Genomic DNA, 18451 nt, shown 5'->3' with positions numbered 1-18451 from the left:
CCGGAACCGTAATTCCGATTCCTCCCCCGGTTCCGGAGCCTCCTTGCCGAAGCATCGCCGACGTCCAGCACGATCCGTCTGCGCAGCCTGAGGACGACGATCGGGACGGGGAGCGTGTTGACGACGAGCAGCAGCACGGCGTTCATGCTGCCCCGGAGCCCACCTGGATCGCTCTGCGGCCTTGTCTCCGCGGCCGAAGCGCGGCGCTAGGCGCGTCGATCTCCGAGGAGTTCGAAGAGCGGCCCGCCGCTCGGATCGCGCAGCGACTCGAGGACCCCTGAAGCGGCTGATCGATGTACCAGCTCAACGCCACCGCGCGATCAATTCGACCGGGAGTTCGAGGCACGTCCTCCAGGGGATACGCGCCGCGGAAGCAGTCGATGCCCTGAGCGGAGAAGACGCGCATTCGCCTCGGATCGTCGAAGACTTCGGGCCCCTGCCACGGGACGAATCTCACTTCCAGGCGGCCGGATTCCTGCCCTACCCTCTCCTTCGGGTCGAGGTGATCCTCCGGGGATTTATGAATGTAGCCCAGCTTGTCCCGCACCAGGTTGGCGTATACCACGCAGAGGTACGCCTCGGCCTGTTCCTGGGTTGCGAAATCGTACACAAACTCAGGCGAAGAGCCCCGGAGGGATTGTGAAAGCCGAACCCATCCGTCCGGCAGCACCTCGAGAACATAGGCCACTTCGCCATGGTCCGCGGTAAATGATGTCCGACGAGCGCTATCCCCCGGCCCCGAGAAGTAGACCGGCTGCCCCGGCGCTTCCAGTTCCGACATCCAGGACACAAAATCCGCGCTCCACGACAGGACGCTCTTATCCAAAGTAGCCTCGCATATCCATTTCGCTGACACTCAGCTCTTTCCACTTGCCGCTCTCCAGATCCTTCTCCAGGATCCGAAGCTGCAAGCCTCCGCCGTCCCGACCGAACGCCTTGTCGATTCTGGATATTTCCAGCCTCACGCCATCTGCCTTCATTCGCTCGATAGCGTCCCCGGCGAATTCATATTGATAGTACGGTTTGTTGAGAGAGTCCACGGGCAACCCACGCTGCTCGAAAGTAGCAGGCTTGCCATGCTCGAACAAGCCGAGGTATCCGCCGTTGGGTGCGCCGATCCGGTCGACCTGGACGCCGTATGTCCTCAGGAACTCCGCGGGATCCGAGTACACCACACGCGATCCGGGGACGGCGCCATCATTCGAAGGATAGCGCCACCAGGCCTGCCCTTCCTCTGCCCCAGGCTTCGCGAATCTCTCGTCGTATTCAGCCTTGGTGAGCGGCTGATTCGTATTGTAGTCGCGCCCGTACGGAGCATCCGGATCAGCGATCAGGTCCCAGGTCTTCTGGTTCAGCTCGTTCTTCACCGGATACGGGCCGCTGTCGGCGTTATCGGGATAGGTGCGCCCGTCGCCGTCGCCCTTCACATAGCCCTTTTCCTGATCCGCCGGGGTCCGCTCCCAGCCCGGACCGTGGTCCGGTCCGTTCGGTCCGGCGTCGACCGGAGAAGGATGAGCGCCCGAGTCGCCACCGCTGCCGTCCGGTCCTCCGGTGTCCTTCCCCGGATCGGGTCGCTGCCCGCCATCGCCGTGGGATCCCTCGCCCGAGCCTTCATGGCCGGAGTCGCCCTTCGGATTCCCCGCAGGATCCCGGTCCCCCGCGGATCCGTTCCCGGAATCGCCCTCGTGATGGCCGGAGGAACCCTGCCCCGCGGAATCCCCGTCGTGCTTCGGACCGCCACCGGTCTCACCGCCGCGCTCAACGTGCGGCGCCTGCGACCCGTTCCGATCCGGCATCTCGACCCGGGGTCCCTCGCCGGCATGCGGACCCTTGACCCCGTCCGCCACATCGACCTTCGGCGGTTTCGGGTTCTTGAGATCGTCCAGGAGACGCGTCACCCGCTCACCGGCCGCTGCCGCACGCTTGGCAATAGCCTCCGCGGTGTCACGGGCCAGTGCACGGGCGCCCGCGCCCAGTTTCGATCCCTTGCCCGCCCAGCCGGCGATCGGGACGAATCCCGCAGCGACCTCGCCCGCGGCTTCCGCCGGGTTCGTGAACCACTTGTCCCACGAGACGATGCCCTTCAGCATCTCCAGAGACTTCGCCGACGAGTCGCCCCAGAGCTTCTGCGCTTCCTTGTCGCCGAGCAGCGCCAGCCCCCAGACCAGGGGATTCACCGTTGCGATCAGCGAATTCGCCCCGTCGAGGAGTCCGCCCCAGGTCCGTCCCGCAGTGTCCCAGGTCCACGACCACTCACGGCCCTCGTAGTTCACCCCCACGAAGTTCAGCAGGGAGATGCCCGTGTTCGCGGCACCCTGCCCGAAGTTCTCGGTGCAGGTGCGCTCGTGCTCCGCCTGCTTGCCCCAGGGCAGGTCGGCGGCGTGCTCGCCGCCGATCTTGAGGGCCTCGGCGTCGATCGCCTTGAGCTTCTCACCGGCGGTGTCCCGCAGCGCGTTGATCGCATTCGCGCACTCGACCTGGAGCGCATTGAGTTTCGCGTAGGCGTCGGCGACCTTGTCGAGCAGTTCGTTGTTGCGCTCGACGTGGTCTCCCGACTCGCGCCAGTACGCGCGGATCTCGGGGTAGCCGAGCCAGCCCTCGCGGACGGTCTCGCCCCGTCCCCTGAGGTACTCGAACGGGTCGGTGACGATGTTCACCTTGGAGACCTGGATATCCCACTCGTACGCCTTCGTACGATGGGCGAGCACCCAGACGCGGTTCTCGCTGTCGAAGTCGGAGGCGAGCCACTTGGCGGCCTCGGACTTGACCGCCTCGAGCGACTTCTTCACCGCCACGAGCTCCTGGCCGTACGTCCGGAGCGCAGCGGCGACCTTGGTCAGCTTGCTCGCGACCGTGCGGGTCGACGCGGTCGCCGGAGCCATACCGCCGTAGACGATCTGCGCATCCGGCGCGACGAACGACGCCGAGATCGGGGTCCAGGCCGTGTCGACGCCGTCGGCGCTCGCGCTCACCTTGCCCGCGACGAGGTCGAGCGCGTCGGCGGCGCTCGTGATGGACTCGGGCTTGAGATCGTCCGTCGGGATGCCCGGAGGGTAAATCAGTCCGTCCGACGACTTCGACGTTCTGCTATCTGCCACGGTGGGGAACTTTCTGGTCGTACCGGGTCAGAACCGGGTGGTGTCGCTGGTGCTGGCCGCCTTGCCCGCGGCGGTGATCGAGTTCTGCGCCATCTGCTCGTCGCCGGCGAAGTAGCAGTTCGCCGCCGCAGAGGTGCAGTTCAGGGTGTTCTTGACCGTCTCGCCGATCCGCTTCAGCCTGCCGTCGCGCTGATCGACGAGGAATGCCTGGAGGGCGCCTGCGACGATCCCGTCGCCACCGCCGCCGTCGATGACCGGCTGCTGCACGCTCTCGCCCATGCCGCTCAGCGCGGTCGACAGCGCCAGGAACGCGGTCTCGGTGCTCTGCAGGGTCGTGTTGATGCCCTGCGGGTCCAATTGCCAGCCGCTCACAGTTGCGTTCCCTTCACCACGGGCGTGCCTCCCGACAGCTCGGCGAGCCCGAAGAGCACCGCGAGTCCGCGTTCGATGCTGCCCTGCGGGCCCACCCCTCGTACCAGCAGGTCGTGTCATCGGGCACCTCGACCTCGTGCCGGAATACGCGGCGGAGGTCGGCCTGGGTCTCCACGACGCGAGCGCGCCCGAGGGTGATCACCGGCGTCCCGTCGAACTCGGTGAACTCCAGCGTTCCCCCGTCCCGAGTCTGCGTGGCGACCAGCGGAGGATTCATCACCTCGGCGATGCCCCGCTGCTCCTCGACCGAGATCGGGCCGGGAGCGAACAGTGCGAACTCGACCGGCATCACCGACCACCCCCGTCCAGCGCTCCGACGATGGCCGATTCGCCGAATGCTTCGGCGAGGCTCTTCGCCTGCTGCCAGGGCGTACCCGAGACGCCGTCGAAGCCGGCGATCACCGAGGGCAGGCGCCGACGACCGGCAGCGCTGATACGGTGCTCGGTCGCGAGGGCCTCGAGGTCGACGCCGAGCGCACGCACGGCGCGGGGGCCGATCAGCACGGCGGCCGGAACGATCGCAGGAGTCGGAGCCGACGGGTACGCTCCGCTCCGCCAGCCGGGCATCACGCAGACGGAGCCGATCATCGGCATCGATACGGAGTCGGCGACCCGGGAGAGCACGTCCGTCGCGGTCGATGCGACCTGCGGGAACGGGGTGCCGATCGGCGCGACCGGCATGGTGGCGGTCACGACCTCCATCACCCCGGTCGGCGTCCGGGACACGGAGTGCACGCCCTGGAACACGCCTCCGCCGCCCGAGAGGAAGGTGCGGATCGTCGGCATCTGCGAGCGCAGGTACTCAGTGTAGCGCCGTTTCTCCCACACGAGAGGAGCCGGTTCGTGCGCGCCCCAGGCACTGATGCCGCACCCGGCGAGCCCTTCCGCGAGGATCTCCGCGAACGAACCGATCTCGACCTCCACGGATGCGCTGTGGTGCGCCGACGCCATCACGACCGCCTGCAGCGCATCGGGTTCCGAGGGCCACTCGCCCGTCCAGGGCTCACCGGGTCCTGCGCAGGCCTCGGACACGGTTCCACCGCGCGCGCCGGAATCGAGGTCCATGAAGCCTCCGCTGACCCAGACGAGCCGGCGTGCACCGAATGCCTCGCAGTAGAACCGCGCCGCGAAGGACCACCAGGCATCCGCGCGGGCGATGACGACCGGCGTCAGGCCGGCGCCGTGCGCCGCGGTGAGGAAATCCGCGAGCGGTTCACTGAAATGGATCGTCGCCGCGAACGATTCCGTGCAGGCGTAGGGCCCTTCTCCGAAGTCCAGCAGCGGATGCTCGAACTGCGTCATCCAAACACTCCAGACGGCCCGATCAGCCGATGTTGGCGACCGCGGACTTCGCCTTGTTGATCGCCGCCTGGGCGGTCTCGTCGTTCTGCGCCATCGACTGCTTGAGCGTGTGGATGATCTCGCGCACGCCGTCGGCCGCGTTCTTCCAGCGGAGCTCCTTCGCGGCGTAGTCGTCGGAGACGCCGGTCGCCTCGTAGTCGCTCATCGCGGTGCGCACGTCGGCATCGCGCTGCTCGATGAGCGTCTCGAGCCGAGCGGCGACGGCGAGGAAGTTCTCCTGCGCGGACTGCGAGGCCGCGAGGTCGAAATCGCGGCGTTCGAACTGGTTCCCAGCCATGTGTGGTGTCTTTCTCTCGCGTGCGGGTCAGCGGCTCGATGAGAAGCGGGCGGCGTCGAAGGACACCGAGCTCTCGGTCTGCCTGGTCTGATCGGACATGTCCTGGTCGCCTTCCTTGAACGACAGATCCATGCCCGCGATACCGCCGAGCACTGCGGCGAGCGCGGCGTTCAGCTCGGCGGCGACCTGATCGCTCTGCGCCTTGAAACGGTCGAACGCGGCTCGGCCGGCGCCGTTGAAGTTCCCCTCGAGGGGTTCGCCGGCCTGCACCAGCTGCTTGACGAGCGCGCCGAGGTCGTCGTTCGAAGACGAGGTCTTCTTCGTGAGTTGGGAGAGGGTCTCTGAGCCCATAGCGAACTTCATGACGCCCAGTATTCTTCATCTTCGCCGCAAAGTCGAACCCTCGATCCTGTTTCCCTAGACTGTACGAGTCGTCTGAGGCGCGAAACGCGTCGTGGGCAGGGCAGGGATCGATCAGCAGGGAGGCCGCGCATGGTCGCGAAACGCGCGAGTCGGGAGCTGCCCTGCCCGTCGTGCGGATTCCGCGTGCCGGCGCGCGCCGCGGCATGCCCCCGCTGCGGCGTTCCGATCGTTCGCGCAGCGCCGAAGATCGTGCAGCCGCGCCCCTATCGGGGCCCGTTCACCCTGGCGAGCGCCGGACGCATCATCGGCGCGATGTTCGTCGACGTGCTCGCGCCGGTCCTCCCCGTGCTGCTGTTCGCACCGCTCGGCGCGGTCGCGCTCGCGGTGTTCCTCTGCTGCGCGGTGCTCCTGCTGCAGCTGGCGGGCGTCCTCCGCCGCGGGCGGAGTCTCGGATGCCTCGTCTGGGGGATCCGCGCGGTCTCGGCCGAGACCGGTTCGGCGCCCGGTGCACGCCTGTCCGGGCTCCGTTTCGCCAGGGTCCGTGGAGGCGGCGCGCACGACCCGCTCGATCCTTACTGGGCCGTCCCGGCGCTGCCCGCGGCCCCGGCGCCGCTCCGCGCCCCGGCGAGCACCGCAACCGACTCGGCGAGCGCCGCGGTCGCGGTGCAGGAGGGCCGGGAGAGCCCGTCACCCGACCCCGGGACCGCCGCGCCGGTCCCCCGGCGGATGCCGTGTCCGGGCTCCCCGAGGACCTTGAGCGAACCGCGTGGGTGGCTTCTCCGCTCAGGCAGGGCGCCGCGGTGCTCGTCATCGACGACGAGGTCCGGCTCCCCACCGCTCGGGTGATGCTCATCGGGAGGAATCCGAGCCAGGACACGGATGCCGACGCTGTGGCGGTGGCCATCCCCGACCTGCACCGGGAGCTCTCGAAGGTCCACTTCCGGCTGGATCAGGCCGCCGACGGCACCATCTCGATCACGGATCTCGCCTCAACCAACGGCACGTTCGTGGAGGAGGACGAGCTGGTCGCCCATGTTCCCCGTGTCCTCCGCGTCGGCGAACGGGTCTTCGCCGGAGGGCACCGGCTCCGCGTCGAACCGCGCACCCGTACCCACGAGTTGGAGGCCCGATGAGCCGGCATGAGGACCAGGCGCTCCTGGAGGCCGTCTCCACGCACCGGCAACGACTGCGAGGCGCCTTCGTCGGAGGTCGCGCAGGAATCGGCCGCGGCGCCGCCACGCTCACCGGGCGGCTCATCGGCAGCCTCGTGATCGCCGCGGTCGCCTGCGCCGTCTGCGTCGGAGTCTCGTTCGTCCTGAGCGTCCTGCCCACGCTGAAGCAGCCGAAGGCCGTTCCGGCCCCGGTCGTCCCGACCGCCGTCCACGAGAAAGCCCAGTCGCAGTGAACGATTCCATCCGCATGATCGTGAGGGGTGCGTCGAAGCGCGCCACCATCGTGGTGCCCGCAGACGAACCCCTCACATCGCTGCTCCCGGACATCACGATGCTCCTCGAGGAGCAGCCGTCGCCGGCCGGGTTCACCCTGGTGACGCCGATCGGCACCGAGCTCGACCTCTCCGCGTCCCTGGCGGAGCAGGACATCGCGACGGGAACGGTCCTCCGTGTCCTCCCGGTGTCCGAGGCGCCGTCGCCTCCCGAGGTCTCGGACGTCACCGACGCCGTCGCCGAGCACTTCGAGCAGATCGGATCCGCCTGGGGCGCCGCCCACCGGTTCACCGTCGCCGCCGTCGCGCTCGGGGCGGTGAGCGCGCTCATCACCCTGCGCTTCCCGGAGGCCGTCTGGCTGAGCCCCGCACTGTTCATCGTTTCACTGGTCGCGGCGCTCGGGTTCGGATGGGCGATGTCGCTCCGCGCCGGCATGCTCGCCGCGGCGCTCGGCATCGGCGCGGTCCCGGCCCTTTCGCTGCTCGTCGCCCCGCTGTTCCCCGGCTCCCGAGTTCCGGTGACCATCGCCACCGCGCTGCTCCTGCTCTGGGTGCAGCTCGGAGCAGGCGGGGGTCGCCGTGCCGCGCTCGGTGCGGCCGCGGGCGGTCTGAGCGCGATCACCGCTCTCATCGCGCTCGCCCTCGGGGCGACTCCGGCCGAGACCGCGGCCGTGCTCGTTCCGCTGCTGGTCCTGGCGCTCGGGATGCTGCCGACCGCGGCGCTGTCGCTCGCGGGCGTGTCCCTCCTGGACGATCGCGGGCTCTCCGGAGAGCTCGTCCCGCGGGCCGGCGTCGTCGACCGCGCGGCCCGGGCCTACGGGGCATTCGGCTGGGCGATCTTCGCGGTGGCGGGCGTCGGCGGCCTGTCCGCCGCGGTGCTCCTCTCCGACGGCGGAGTCTGGACGACGCTGCTCGGGCTGGCGCTGCTCCTCATCATGCTCCTGCGCACGAGGATCATGCCCCTCTCGACGCACCGGCTGGCGCTCTGGGGGTTCTCCCTGCTGGGGCTCTTCGCGGGCGGTCTCGCACGAACGCACGATCCGGCGTGGGTGCTGCCGGCCGCCGCAGGAATCCTCATCGCGACCGCGCTCCTCCTCGCGCTCCTGCGCCCCCGGCCCCACTCCCGGGTGCGACTGCGCAGGCTCGGGGACCTGCTCGAGGCGCTCGCGGCGCTCGCGGTCCTCCCCTGATGCTGGGCGTGTTCGGCATCTACGAGCTGCTGCTCCGGGTGTTCTGATGCCGCCGTTCCTCTTGTCCGCCTCTGCGCAGCGCGCCTTCCTCGACCAGCGAGCCCGGACCGAGGCGCCGGTTCCGGCATCCAGGTCGCTCGCGTTCCTCTCGCTGGAGCCCTCGGTGGGGGTCTCCACCCTGGCCCGTCTGGCGCTCGAGCAGCTGCGGCAGGCCCACGCCGACCGCCTGCTGCTGGTCGATACGAGCCCCGGGCAGACCGCCGGGACGATCCTGCAGTCGAGCAGGCCGCTGCCGGACGCCCTGGCCTCCCGCCTTCCCTCGGAGGCGCGCCAGTGGCTGGGGTACCGCGACGGGATCGCCGCCCTGGCGTTCACGAACGCCGAGCCCTCCGATTGGAACCGGGTGGTCTCGCCCCTCGTGCGCCACTTCGACATCACCTGCACCGACTGGGGTGCCCGCCCGTTCGAGACGGCGGCCCGAATCGCCCGGTTCAGCCATACGATCTGCCTGGTGGCGAGCGCCGAACGAGAGGCCGCGGAAGCCGCGATCGCGCTCGCGAGCGCGGTGGCGGAACAGCGCCCGGCCTCCCGGCCCGTGGTCGCGCTCTCGGATGTGACGCGCACGGGGTCGACCTGGCCGAGGATCGTCTCGCAACGGCTCGGGTTCCCCGTCGTCGGGGTTCCCTACGATGACGCGCTCCGTGCCGGGTCCGCACCAGGCGGTCGCACCCGGCGGTCCGCGCTCGCGCTCGCGGCTGCGCTCATGGCGGACCCCGAGGAGCCGCTGCAGGGAGGGACTCGATGGTGAAGCTCGTGCATCGGCCGGCGCGGATCAACCCCCCGCTGGAGCGACCGGAACCGCGGGTCCTCGCTGCCCCGCCGCAGCAGGGAGACGCGGTCCCCGGAGGCCTCCCGCTGCGCACGCTCCTCCCCGTGTTCGGATCGCTGTCGTCGATCGTGATGATCGTGGTGCTCCGGGCCAACCCGGTCATGGTCGTGATCGGCGCGGTGATCCTCGTCGTCGCGCTCGTCGGCGGTATCGGGATGGCCGTCGGGCAACGCGGTCAGGCCGCCCGAGCGCGTCGTCGGGAGCGCGAGCGCTATCTCGACTACCTCGAGAATCTGCGCGCCGAACTCCGCGAGGCCCACACCCGCACGCGGACGCGGGCGCGGGTGCTGCACCCCGACCCGGTGCAGCTGTCCGAGGCCACGCGCAACCCGGAGCAGCTGTGGGATCGGCGTCGAAGCGACCCGGACTTCCTGGAGGTGCGCGTCGGCGTGGGCGTCGTGCCCTGGTTCGACCTGCAGCTTCCGCCCGGGGCCAACCCCGTGCAGCCCTACGATGCGATCATGGCTGGCGAGGCGCAGAGCGTGATCCGCACGCATTCGGCCGTCGCGGGAATGCCCGCGACGATCGGGCTGCGCGGAGCCGGCACCGTCACGATCGTCGGGGCCGAGGCCGAGACGCACGCGATCGCCCGGAACCTGATCGCGCAGATCGCGGTGTCCCACGCTCCCGAGGACGTCCGGCTCGGGCTCGCGGTCCCTCCGGAGCTGCTCCACGAGTTCCCGAACGCGGACCTCCTGCCCCACTTCGGAATGGACACCTGGGACGGGCCGCTCCCCGCTCGCCGGATCGCGCCCGATCAGCGCGAACTGCTCGCCCTCATCCGCGCCGAGCTGGCCGAACGCACGGCTCGGGCGGCCTCGCGTCTGCGCAACGGCAACCGCTCCGCCTCGTCCGAGACCCCGCTCGTGCTCGTGCTCGACCACTCGCGCGCCCGGGCCGAGAACCTGATCCTTCCCGAGGGGTTCAGCCCGGAACAGCTCGGCATCACCGTCGTCACCCTGGTGCCCGACCGCCTGCAGGAACCGAGCGACACGAAGCTCCGGCTCACCGTCGCCGAATCCGGCGAACAGGTGCAGATCGAGCGGCTCCTCCCGGGACGCGATGCGGTGGAGGCGGTCCCGGACCGCCTGGACCCAATCCCCTTCGAGACGCTCGCCGCGCGACTCGCTCCGCTCCGCCTCTCGCCGCAGTCGCGGAGCGAGTCGGACGAGGAGCGCTCCGAACTCGACATCCTGCAGATCCTCGGCGTCGACTCGCTCGCCGACATCTCCCATGAGCAGTGGCGCCGCCGCTCGACCCGCGATTTCCTGCGGGTCCCGTTCGGTACCGGAGACGACGGCGCCCCGGTCGCACTCGACCTCAAGGAGTCGGCGCACGGCGGCATGGGTCCGCACGGGATCTGCATCGGCGCGACGGGCTCGGGAAAGTCCGAGTTCCTGCGCACGCTCATCCTCAGCCTCGTGATCTCGCACGGGCCAGATGACCTGGCGATGATCCTGGTCGACTACAAGGGCGGAACCGCGTTCACGCCGTTCCAGTCCGTCCCGCACATCGCCGGGCTCATGGACAACCTCGAGAACGACGCCCAGCTGATCGAACGGGCCAGAGCCTCGATCTCCGGAGAGGTCGTCCGGCGGCAGCGCCTCCTGAAGGAGGCCGGCGGCTTCGCCTCGATCACCGACTACCGGAGCGCACGCGACGCCAACCCGGCGATGCCGCCGCTGCCGCACCTCTTCCTGGTCATCGACGAGTTCGGTGAGCTCCTGACCGCGCAACCGGAGTTCATCGACCTCCTGCTGCAGATCGGGCGCATCGGTCGCGCGCTCGGAATCCACCTGCTGCTCGCGAGCCAGCGCATCGAAGCGGGCAAGCTGCGCGGTCTCGACACCTACCTGTCGTATCGGATCGGACTTCGCACGTTCTCCGAGCAGGAGTCCTCCGTGATCCTCGAGACCCCGGACGCGTTCCATCTCCCGCCGTACCCCGGCTACGGGTACCTGAAGGTCGACACGACCGTGTACACCCGTTTCAAGGCCGGATACGTCGCCGGCCCGGTGCCCGGCCCCAACCTGCTCGAGCGTTCCGCCGAGGAGAACGGCTGGGAGGTGTTCGTGCAACCGCCCTACAACACCATCGAGGCGACGTTCGCCGGGGACGCCGGAGCGGGTCCCGGCGCTCCCGCAGCGAGTGCGAAGCGCTCCCTCATGGAGGAATCCGTGGCGAGGCTCCGAGCGCCGGAGCTGCAGACGACGCCGGTCTGGCTCCCGCCGCTGCCCGACCGGTTGCCGCTGTTCGAAGTCGTCGACGAGCACCGTCGCGCGCCGCTGCAGGTCCCCATCGGGCTGCTCGACGAGCCCGCGCGCCAGTCGCAACAGCCCTGGACGGTGGATCTCACCCGAGCCGGTGGGCACTTCGCGGTGATCGGTGCGCCCCAGACGGGTCGGTCCACCTTCCTCCGCACCTTCGCCGCGGGTATCGCGACGACGCACACGCCCAAGCAGGTCACGATGTACGGTCTCGACCTCACGGGTGCGGGCCTCGCGCGGCTCGAGGACTTCCCCCACGTCGGCGGAGTCGCGACTCGCGCGAACCGGGAGCAGCAGGTCAGGCTCCTCGAGGAGCTGCAGCACATGATCGACGAACGGGAGCGGCTGTTCCGCGTCCACCGGATCGAATCGCTCTCGCAGTTCCGGAACGCGCACGCTGCCGGAAAGCTCCCGCAGGTGGTCTCGCCCGACATCGTCCTGCTCGTCGACGGGTACGGCCTGGTCCGGCAGGACTTCGACGCCCTCGCGGACCAGTTGGCCGACCTCCTCACGCGCGGGAGCTCCTTCGGGGTCCACCTCGTGCTCGCGCTCACTCGCTGGAACGAGGTCACGATGGGGCTCCAACCCCTCATCGGGAACCGCGTCGAGCTCCGCCTCAACGACCCCACCGAGTCGACGATCAAACGGAAGCTCTCCGAGACGATCCGACCGAATCAGCCCGGACGGGTGCTCACCGACGGCGAGCTCTTCGCACAGGTCGCCCTGCCGGTGATCGAGGACGTCGAGGACGATCTGATCGGCGACGCCCTGACCGAGCTCGCCCAGCAGATCGGACGCGCCTGGAACGGACCCGAGGCTTCTCCCATCCGCCTGCTCCCGGAGGATCTCGATCCGGCGACCCTCCCCGACGCGTTCGCGGAGCCCGACGGGATTCCGATCGGCCTGCGCCAGGACACGATGGAGCCCGTCCTCCTGGACTTCGCGGGCGCCGACCAGCACGTCCTGGTGCTCGGCGATGCGGGGAGCGGGAAGACCACGCTGCTCCGCCAGCTGTGCGCAGCGCTCATCGACCGGCTCTCCCCGGAGGAGCTCGTGGTCGCGCTCATGGAACCCCGTGGACGCCTCGCGGGCGCACTCCCCGACGAGTATCTCGGCGGACACGCGAACAACGCGGTGAAAGCCAAGCAGCTCTCGGCCGCGCTCGCCCTCGAACTCGACAAGCGGCAGAACGAGGGCGCCGATGCGTCGCTCCGCATCGTCGTCGTCATCGACGACTACGACATCCTCGCCGCGGGAGGCACGTCGCCGCTCGAGCCGCTCATGCCCTATCTCGCCTCTTCACGCGATCTCAACTTCAACGTCGTGCTCACCCGACCGGTGGCCGGGGCCGCGCGCGCGATGTTCGAATCCATGGTGCAGAGCGTGAAGGACACCGGAGGCACGGGAATCATCCTGTCCGGCGAGCGCGCCGAGGGGCCGCTCTGGCCGGGGATCTACGCCTCGGGGGCGGTGCCCGGCAGAGGCAAACTGGTTCGCCGCGGGCAGCCGCCGCGACTCGTCCAGATCGCCAATCAGCAGGACTGATCCGGGTCGGCCCGGGCCGCTCCGGGGTGCCCTGCGGGTTCGGGACCGACTACCCGAACGCCAGGATCGCGACGCCCCAGAGCCCGAGCGCTGAGACGAGGATCGCTGCGCCCAACCCGATGATCGTGCCGAGCCCGAACCGCCGGTTCGCGCGAGCGGTCGAGCGCAATCCCTCTCGTTCGGCGGCCGGCGGTTCCGGCACCGATGCCGGCGGCGGGCCGAAGCGCTCCGAGAGCGCGCTGCCCTGACTCGCGTCCGCCTCGCTGAGGCTCCGCACCGGGCTCAGGACCGGAATACCCGGCGCGACGCCTCGCCGCGGCAGGGTGTGCTCCTCCGGTGGGGTCGGCGCATCGGGGATCCGCAGCTTCGCGTCGAGCGGCGACTTGAACATCCGCGCCACGACGTCGGACGGCAGTTGCCCGATCGAGGGCTCCTCGATCGGCGGCGCCGGATTCGCGGTACCGCTGCGCGTCGAGCGCCCCGAGTCCTCGCCGATCGGCGATCCGGATCGCGGTGGCCGCGCGACGACGATCGTCCCATCGTCGTCGCCTGCCGGGGTGGAATCCGGGCTCCGGTGCGGGCGAGCCGCCACGATGGTCGCGTCGTCCGGCGCTGCCGGCGCAGTCGCTTCTGCGGCCGGCCCGGCAGCTTCCGCCGCGGTGCGGGCGCGCGGCGCGACGACGGTCGCGTCGAGCTCGTCCTCCCCGCCCGGGCCGGCGCCGGTTCCGGTGCGTTCCTCCGTCATCGTCGGCTCCCTCCGCGCGGTCGTCTCGGGCGCCCGGCGCGGACGCGGCGCGATTCGGGCAGCAGCGAACGCAGGGAGAACCGCGCGCGCGTCCGCCCCCAGAATCCGAGCTGCTGCCGCCTCGCGAGCAGTGCCTCGTCGACCACGGTCCAGACCTGCTCGGCCTCCGCGTCGTCGATGCCCTCTCGCGAGTAGACCGCCCGGTCGACCGTCCAAGCGGCCCAGTCCCCACCGGGCACCTCGAGTTCCTCGGCGATGTCTCGTCGGCTGCCCCGAGCGCGGGGCGCCGCGCCGCTGTCGGCGTACCCGTCGACGAGTTCGTCCCACGCGCCGAGCGCGCGCACCTCGGGGGCCGTCGCCTGCCGTCGCCGACGCCCGCGCAGCCGCTTCGCAAGGGGGACGAAGAGCAGCGGCAGGGCGAGGAGAAGCAGCGTCAGGGCCGAGAGCCCCACGCCCTTCAGGATCGGCCAGAGCGCCGCGAAGCTGCTGCGCTGCGGATCCGGCACCGGGTCGGTGGAATCGCTGCTCGACCCGGTCGGCGGGTCGGCGACCGTCGCATTGCGGTCCTCGGGCACCGTCGGGAACTCCGGGAGCTGCTCGCCGCGGTCGAGCGTCACCGGCGGCATCGCGACCTGCGGGCTGGTGTCGACCGGCGCCCAGCCGCCGCGGTCGCCGCGCACCTCGATCCAGGCCGCGAGGTTCTCGCCGGTGCAGGCCTCCGCGCACGCCGGAACGCCGGGGACACCGTCGCGTTCGCCGCCGAGCCGTACGCCGAGCACCACGCGGGAGTCGTAGCCCATGGCGCGGGCGATGAGGGCGGCGGCGGCGGCGAACTGCTCGTCGTCGCCGATGCCCGCCACGAGCGCGCGTTCGTCGCTCGTTTCGCCCGCGGCGGCCTGCTGCTCGTTCAGTTGCTGGAAGAGCTGCTCGATCCGGGCGATCGAATGCCCGCCGGCGCTCGGCACGAAGCGCGTGCCGTACTGCGGCGCGAGCGCGGCGATCCAGTCGCGCTCCCCTCGCCGTCGGTGAGCGAGTGGCTGAGGTAGCCGCGCTGGCGCAGCCGGTCGATGGCCTCGAGGAGGCCGTCACGGTCGGCGGCGAGCCGCTGCTCGTCGAGCCAGCGCTTCAGCTGCGGCGTCCGTTCGAGGTCGAGGAGCGGCTTCGCGTTCGCCGGACGCTCGGCCGGCTTCGCGTCTCCGGAGGCGCTCATCCGCGCCGAGTATTCGTCGCCGGCGCGCAGTCCGCTGCCGCCGGGCACCGCGATCGCGGCCCAACTGCCGCGGTTGACGTAGAAGCTGTCGCTCAGTTCCGCTGCGCGCGGCCCGAGGAACGCCGGCGGCTCGGCGAGCGGAGGCGCGACCGGCAGCCAGATTCCCCGGTACCCGTCGATCCGGATCCGCACCTCGGTCGGCTTCGCGATGGGATCGCCGCTCGGGAACCGGGTGAAGCGACCGTCTCCGCCCGGATCCACGAAGAAGTCGACCCCGTCGTAGTCGTCGAGCACCGCGATGCGGAGGCGCTTCGGCAGCGCGCCGTCGCCCGAGACGGTGAACAGGGGCCGGCTGAACTGCTCGTCCCGCTTCGCCGAACGATAGGAGGCGAGCGGGCTGGTCTGCTGCCGCACGACGAGCTGGGGGTCGACGCTGTCGCGGGGCACCGTTCGGTCTGCTCCCACGGCCGGCGCGATCAGCGTCCCCGTTCCGAGCGCCACGAGTGCGATCAGCGCGGCGCTGAGCGCGCGCACCGCGCTGTTGCGCCGCACTCCGCCCGCGCGCTCGACGGGCTGGCCGAGACGCCCCAGTCTGAGCGCTGCGCGGCGCTCGATGCCGGACGACCAGGCGACCCAGACGGCCCCGATCACGCAGGCCCCCGCCCACAGCGCGAGCTCCCGCGGCGCCTGGATCCGCAGCGGGCCGAGGTTCAGCGGCGCACTCACCTGCGAGGCGCCGAACACGACGCCGAAGAGCACCGGCGCGAGAACCGGGAGCGCCGCGAACGGGGCCGCGCGGCGACCGGCGAGCGCGAGCGCGACGATCGTCGCGGCGACGGTCATCGTGACGACGAGCAGGGGGACGAGCACGGCCTGGTAGCTGCCGACGGGCAGCGCCAGGGTGAGCAGCTGCTTCCAACCGAGCGCGACGGAGGCGAGGCCGTCGCTCAGCCCGCGCAGCCAGCCGGCGGGGCCCGTGGCCAGCGCCCCGGGCACGGCGAGAGGGACGACACCCGCCACGAACGCACCGATCAGCGCCACCGGGGTCATGAGCCCCCAGCTCCACCGACGCCCGCACCACACGATCCCGGCGGCGAGCGCCCAGCCGACGCCGACCACGAGCCAGACCCGCGGGGTCCGGTAGATCGGCATCGCGGAGGCGGCGCCGAGCGCGGTCGCGGCGGCGCTCAGCAGCAGTGCCCCGAACGAGATCGCCGCCGACGGCCGACGCGACGCGTTCGACCGCCGAGTCCGGCGCCGCACGGCGGGCCGTGCCTCCCCGCTCACGCGAAGCCTCCGCGCACCATCAGCTGCGGCAGGTCGCCGAGCGCGCCGACGGTGAACATGGTTCCCGCGTCGAACAGCCGGGCGGCGGGATCGGCCAGGCGTTCGCTGCGCACCACGAGCACGTCGATGTCCTCGGCGAACGCTGCGGCCGCGCGCCGCAGGCGCGACGGGTCGGGCACCGAACCCGTCACGAGCATCACGATCGAGAGCGGTCGCCGCGACTCGGCGAGGTTGCGTGCCAGGCGCTCGATCGGCAGGGGGTCTTCGGCGCCCTCGAGCTCGGCCCAGGCGTCGAGCAACTGGGTCGGCGTCTGCGCGGGCAGCTCTTCGAGCCCGTCGATGCTCGGCCGGATCCGCCCCGGAGCCCACTGGGATGCGATGAAGCGCTCGCGCCCCTCGCGCACCGCGAGCAGGCCGAGGGATGCCGCCACGCTCACGCCGAGCTCGAACTCGTCGTCGTCGGCGTAGGAGGTCCGGTCGGCGTCGAAGAGGATCGCGGCCCGCGCGGTCTGGGACTCCTCGTACTGGCGCACCATCAGGGTGCCGGTCTTCGCGGTCGACTTCCAGTGCACGTGCCGCAGCGCGTCGCCGTGCACGTATTCGCGGACGGCGTGGAACGAGAGGTCGGAGTCGGTGAGCCGCCGGCTCGAAGCGCCCTCGAGGTCGCGCACGAGTCCGACGGACCCCGGCGGGAGCAGCACCGTGCGCGGGTGCACGTGGATGAGGTGGCGATCGCGCCAGGTGATCTCGCGGCGCACGAGCCCGAGCGGGTCGCGGCGCGCGAGCTTCAGCGGCCCGACGCCGATCACTCCGCGCACGGTCGTTGCGATCTCCACCGGGATCGTCGTCTCGCCGTGCGGGCCGATGAACGGGATCGCGATCTCGCGCAGCGCCTCCCCCACCGGCAGCTCCGCGGTCGCGGGGAGCGCCGGTCGGGCTCCGGCGTTCTCGACCTCGATGCCGAGGCGCACCCGCCCGCCCGCGGTCACGCGGGTGCGGTCGACGACGATGCGGATCAGGTACGCGCGTGAGCCCAGCAGGAACGGGAGCCCGAGCAGCAGCAGGACCCCGAAGGCCGCGGCGACGAACCAGGCCTCGATCCATCCGAGGGTCGCGGCGAGCACGAGCGAGAGGATCGCCGCGCCCAGCACGAAGTAGCCGGTCGGCGTCACGGTCTCGGCGGTCCGGCGCATACGGCGTCGATTGCGGCGCCACCAGCGGCGCGCGCGTCGGCGCCCGGCGCCGAGGTATCCCGCCGGGCGCTGGGTGTCGCCGAATCGCGTGCCGGTGGTGCCCCGGGTCGCCGTGCCGGTGTCGGAGATCGGAGCGCGCGAGGTGGTCTGTCTCACACCGAGCCGTTCTCCTGGGGCGCGGCGACCTCGAGCAGGATCTGGCCGAGCACCTGCGCCGCCGTCACTCCGTCGAACTCGGCCTCGGGTTCGAGCACGAGGCGGTGGGTCAGGACCGGCATCGCGAGGTCGCGGATGTCGTCGGGCGTGACGAAGTGCCGGCCGCTGGCAGCCGCCCAGGCGGAGGCGAGGCGCACGAGCGACAGCGCCCCGCGGACGCTCGCGCCGAGGCGCACCTCGTTGGCGCGGCGGGTGGCCTCGACGAGGCGCACCGCGTACTCCGCGACGAGCGGGCTGACGTGGACCCGGTTGATCAGATCCTGCGCCTGGGTCACCATGCCCGTGGTCACGACCGGGGCGAGGGGCTGCTGGTGCGAGCGGTCACCCTGCAGGATCCGGGTCATCGCCGCCTGGTCGGGGTACCCGATCGAGGTCTTCACCATGAAGCGGTCGAGCTGGGCCTCGGGCAGCCGGTAGGTGCCCGCCTGCTCGACCGGGTTCTGCGTCGCGATCACGAGGAACGGGCTGCCGACGTCGTGCGAGGTGCGGTCGACCGTGACCCGGCCCTCCTCCATGACTTCGAGGAGGGCGGACTGGGTCTTCGGGCTCGCGCGGTTGATCTCGTCGGCGAGTACGACGTTCGCGAAGATCGGTCCGGGATGGAACTCGAAGGCGCCCGCGCGCTGGTCGAAGACCGACATGCCGGTGATGTCGCTCGGCAGGAGGTCGGGGGTGAACTGCACGCGCGAGGATGAGCCCTGGATCACCTCGCCGAGTGCGCGGGCGAGTGCGGTCTTGCCCGTTCCCGGCACGTCCTCGAGCAGCACGTGGCCCCCGCGAGCACGCAGGCGATCACGAGCTCGACCACGCGGCGCTTGCCGTGGATCGACTGCTCGATCGCGTCCGCGGTGGTCGAGAACAGTCGCGCGACCCACTGCGCCTGCTCGGGTGAGATCGCCGTCGAGTCGGTCTGGGGCTGCGTGTTCATGCTCG

The 18451-nt window shown here is 70.9% G+C and carries 17 protein-coding genes and 1 pseudogene; 6 read left to right on the top strand and 12 right to left on the bottom strand.

The features are described 5' to 3' along the window. Positions 1–142: 142 nt before the first annotated feature. The 7 genes from AB3K78_RS15965 to AB3K78_RS15935 form a co-directional block, all read right to left on the bottom strand. Complete coding sequence (locus AB3K78_RS15965; protein WP_416444890.1) at positions 143–781, bottom strand: hypothetical protein; 639 nt, start codon at positions 779–781, stop codon at positions 143–145. A gap of 37 nt (positions 782–818) precedes the next feature. Continuing rightward, positions 819–2972, bottom strand: a complete 2154-nt coding sequence (locus AB3K78_RS15960; protein ID WP_416444888.1) for a glycohydrolase toxin TNT-related protein — start codon at positions 2970–2972, stop codon at positions 819–821. A 153-nt stretch (positions 2973–3125) separates the two neighbouring features. Next, positions 3126–3470 carry a DUF6507 family protein gene (locus AB3K78_RS15955; RefSeq protein ID WP_143469828.1) on the bottom strand — a complete coding sequence of 115 codons (345 nt, stop codon included), beginning with the start codon at positions 3468–3470 and terminating at the stop codon, positions 3126–3128. Between the two features lie 13 nt (positions 3471–3483). Next, on the bottom strand, positions 3484–3819 hold the full coding sequence (locus AB3K78_RS15950) for a hypothetical protein (RefSeq protein WP_416444886.1): 336 nt from the start codon (positions 3817–3819) through the stop codon (positions 3484–3486). Next, positions 3819–4832, bottom strand: coding sequence for a DUF6177 family protein (locus tag AB3K78_RS15945; protein WP_416444884.1), 1014 nt, complete (start codon positions 4830–4832; stop codon positions 3819–3821). Before AB3K78_RS15945 ends, AB3K78_RS15950 begins: the two co-directional genes overlap by 1 nt. Positions 4833–4854: 22 nt before the next feature. Further along, the gene (locus tag AB3K78_RS15940) at positions 4855–5169 is read right to left on the bottom strand and encodes a pore-forming ESAT-6 family protein (protein WP_416444882.1); all 315 of its coding nucleotides are present in this window, start codon (positions 5167–5169) and stop codon (positions 4855–4857) included. A 27-nt stretch (positions 5170–5196) separates the two neighbouring features. After that, positions 5197–5520 (bottom strand): hypothetical protein, encoded by a 324-nt coding sequence (locus AB3K78_RS15935; protein ID WP_416444880.1) that lies wholly within the window; start codon positions 5518–5520, stop codon positions 5197–5199. Between the two features lie 141 nt (positions 5521–5661). On the opposite strand from AB3K78_RS15935, the gene AB3K78_RS15930 reads away from it, so the two are divergent. From AB3K78_RS15930 to eccCa, 6 genes are all read left to right on the top strand, one after another. Then, positions 5662–6378 (top strand): RDD family protein, encoded by a 717-nt coding sequence (locus AB3K78_RS15930; RefSeq protein WP_416444878.1) that lies wholly within the window; start codon positions 5662–5664, stop codon positions 6376–6378. Next, positions 6378–6665, top strand: a complete 288-nt coding sequence (locus AB3K78_RS15925; protein ID WP_416447384.1) for an FHA domain-containing protein — start codon at positions 6378–6380, stop codon at positions 6663–6665. The genes AB3K78_RS15930 and AB3K78_RS15925 overlap by 1 nt, the downstream gene beginning before the upstream one ends. Continuing rightward, positions 6662–6937, top strand: coding sequence for a hypothetical protein (locus AB3K78_RS15920; RefSeq protein ID WP_099723429.1), 276 nt, complete (start codon positions 6662–6664; stop codon positions 6935–6937). The genes AB3K78_RS15925 and AB3K78_RS15920 overlap by 4 nt, the downstream gene beginning before the upstream one ends. After that, positions 6934–8166 carry an EsaB/YukD family protein gene (locus tag AB3K78_RS15915; protein ID WP_416444876.1) on the top strand — a complete coding sequence of 411 codons (1233 nt, stop codon included), beginning with the start codon at positions 6934–6936 and terminating at the stop codon, positions 8164–8166. Before AB3K78_RS15920 ends, AB3K78_RS15915 begins: the two co-directional genes overlap by 4 nt. A gap of 61 nt (positions 8167–8227) precedes the next feature. Then, positions 8228–8974: a hypothetical protein gene (locus AB3K78_RS15910; protein ID WP_416444874.1), complete on the top strand. Its 747-nt coding sequence runs from the start codon at positions 8228–8230 to the stop codon at positions 8972–8974. Then, the gene (gene eccCa, locus AB3K78_RS15905) at positions 8968–12867 is read left to right on the top strand and encodes a type VII secretion protein EccCa (RefSeq protein ID WP_416444872.1); all 3900 of its coding nucleotides are present in this window, start codon (positions 8968–8970) and stop codon (positions 12865–12867) included. Before AB3K78_RS15910 ends, eccCa begins: the two co-directional genes overlap by 7 nt. 49 nt (positions 12868–12916) lie before the next feature. Here eccCa and AB3K78_RS15900 read toward each other — a convergent pair whose 3' ends face one another. The 5 genes and pseudogenes from AB3K78_RS15900 to AB3K78_RS15880 all read right to left on the bottom strand — a co-directional run bounded on the left by AB3K78_RS15900 (position 12917) and on the right by AB3K78_RS15880 (position 18446). Next, positions 12917–13612: a hypothetical protein gene (locus tag AB3K78_RS15900; RefSeq protein WP_416444870.1), complete on the bottom strand. Its 696-nt coding sequence runs from the start codon at positions 13610–13612 to the stop codon at positions 12917–12919. Beyond that, on the bottom strand, positions 13609–14577 hold the full coding sequence (locus AB3K78_RS15895; protein ID WP_416444868.1) for a transglutaminase domain-containing protein: 969 nt from the start codon (positions 14575–14577) through the stop codon (positions 13609–13611). Before AB3K78_RS15895 ends, AB3K78_RS15900 begins: the two co-directional genes overlap by 4 nt. Continuing rightward, on the bottom strand, positions 14520–16109 hold the full coding sequence (locus AB3K78_RS15890; protein ID WP_416444866.1) for a DUF3488 domain-containing protein: 1590 nt from the start codon (positions 16107–16109) through the stop codon (positions 14520–14522). The genes AB3K78_RS15895 and AB3K78_RS15890 overlap by 58 nt, the downstream gene beginning before the upstream one ends. Then, the gene (locus AB3K78_RS15885; protein ID WP_416444864.1) at positions 16106–17458 is read right to left on the bottom strand and encodes a DUF58 domain-containing protein; all 1353 of its coding nucleotides are present in this window, start codon (positions 17456–17458) and stop codon (positions 16106–16108) included. Before AB3K78_RS15885 ends, AB3K78_RS15890 begins: the two co-directional genes overlap by 4 nt. Further along, positions 17455–18446: pseudogene (locus AB3K78_RS15880) on the bottom strand (AAA family ATPase). Before AB3K78_RS15880 ends, AB3K78_RS15885 begins: the two are co-directional and overlap by 4 nt. Between the last annotated feature and the right edge of the window lie 5 nt (positions 18447–18451).

Source organism: Leucobacter sp. HNU (genome assembly GCF_047946755.1).
Lineage (GTDB): Bacteria > Actinomycetota > Actinomycetes > Actinomycetales > Microbacteriaceae > Leucobacter.
Note: the sequence above shows the minus strand (reverse complement) of the source record. Positions and strands in the feature narration are given on the sequence as shown.

Excerpts from the sequence above, each read along its gene's own strand:
- AB3K78_RS15900 (WP_416444870.1), bottom strand. The coding sequence starts at position 13,612 with ATGACGGAGGAACGCACCGGAACCGGCGCCGGCCCGGGCGGGGAGGAC.
- AB3K78_RS15965 (WP_416444890.1), bottom strand. The coding sequence starts at position 781 with ATGTCGGAACTGGAAGCGCCGGGGCAGCCGGTCTACTTCTCGGGGCCG.
- AB3K78_RS15945 (WP_416444884.1), bottom strand. The coding sequence starts at position 4,832 with ATGACGCAGTTCGAGCATCCGCTGCTGGACTTCGGAGAAGGGCCCTAC.
- AB3K78_RS15925 (WP_416447384.1), top strand. The coding sequence starts at position 6,378 with ATGCTCATCGGGAGGAATCCGAGCCAGGACACGGATGCCGACGCTGTG.
- AB3K78_RS15940 (WP_416444882.1), bottom strand. The coding sequence starts at position 5,169 with ATGGCTGGGAACCAGTTCGAACGCCGCGATTTCGACCTCGCGGCCTCG.
- AB3K78_RS15935 (WP_416444880.1), bottom strand. The coding sequence starts at position 5,520 with ATGGGCTCAGAGACCCTCTCCCAACTCACGAAGAAGACCTCGTCTTCG.
- AB3K78_RS15930 (WP_416444878.1), top strand. The coding sequence starts at position 5,662 with ATGGTCGCGAAACGCGCGAGTCGGGAGCTGCCCTGCCCGTCGTGCGGA.
- AB3K78_RS15920 (WP_099723429.1), top strand. The coding sequence starts at position 6,662 with ATGAGCCGGCATGAGGACCAGGCGCTCCTGGAGGCCGTCTCCACGCAC.
- eccCa (WP_416444872.1), top strand. The coding sequence starts at position 8,968 with ATGGTGAAGCTCGTGCATCGGCCGGCGCGGATCAACCCCCCGCTGGAG.
- AB3K78_RS15950 (WP_416444886.1), bottom strand. The coding sequence starts at position 3,819 with ATGCCGGTCGAGTTCGCACTGTTCGCTCCCGGCCCGATCTCGGTCGAG.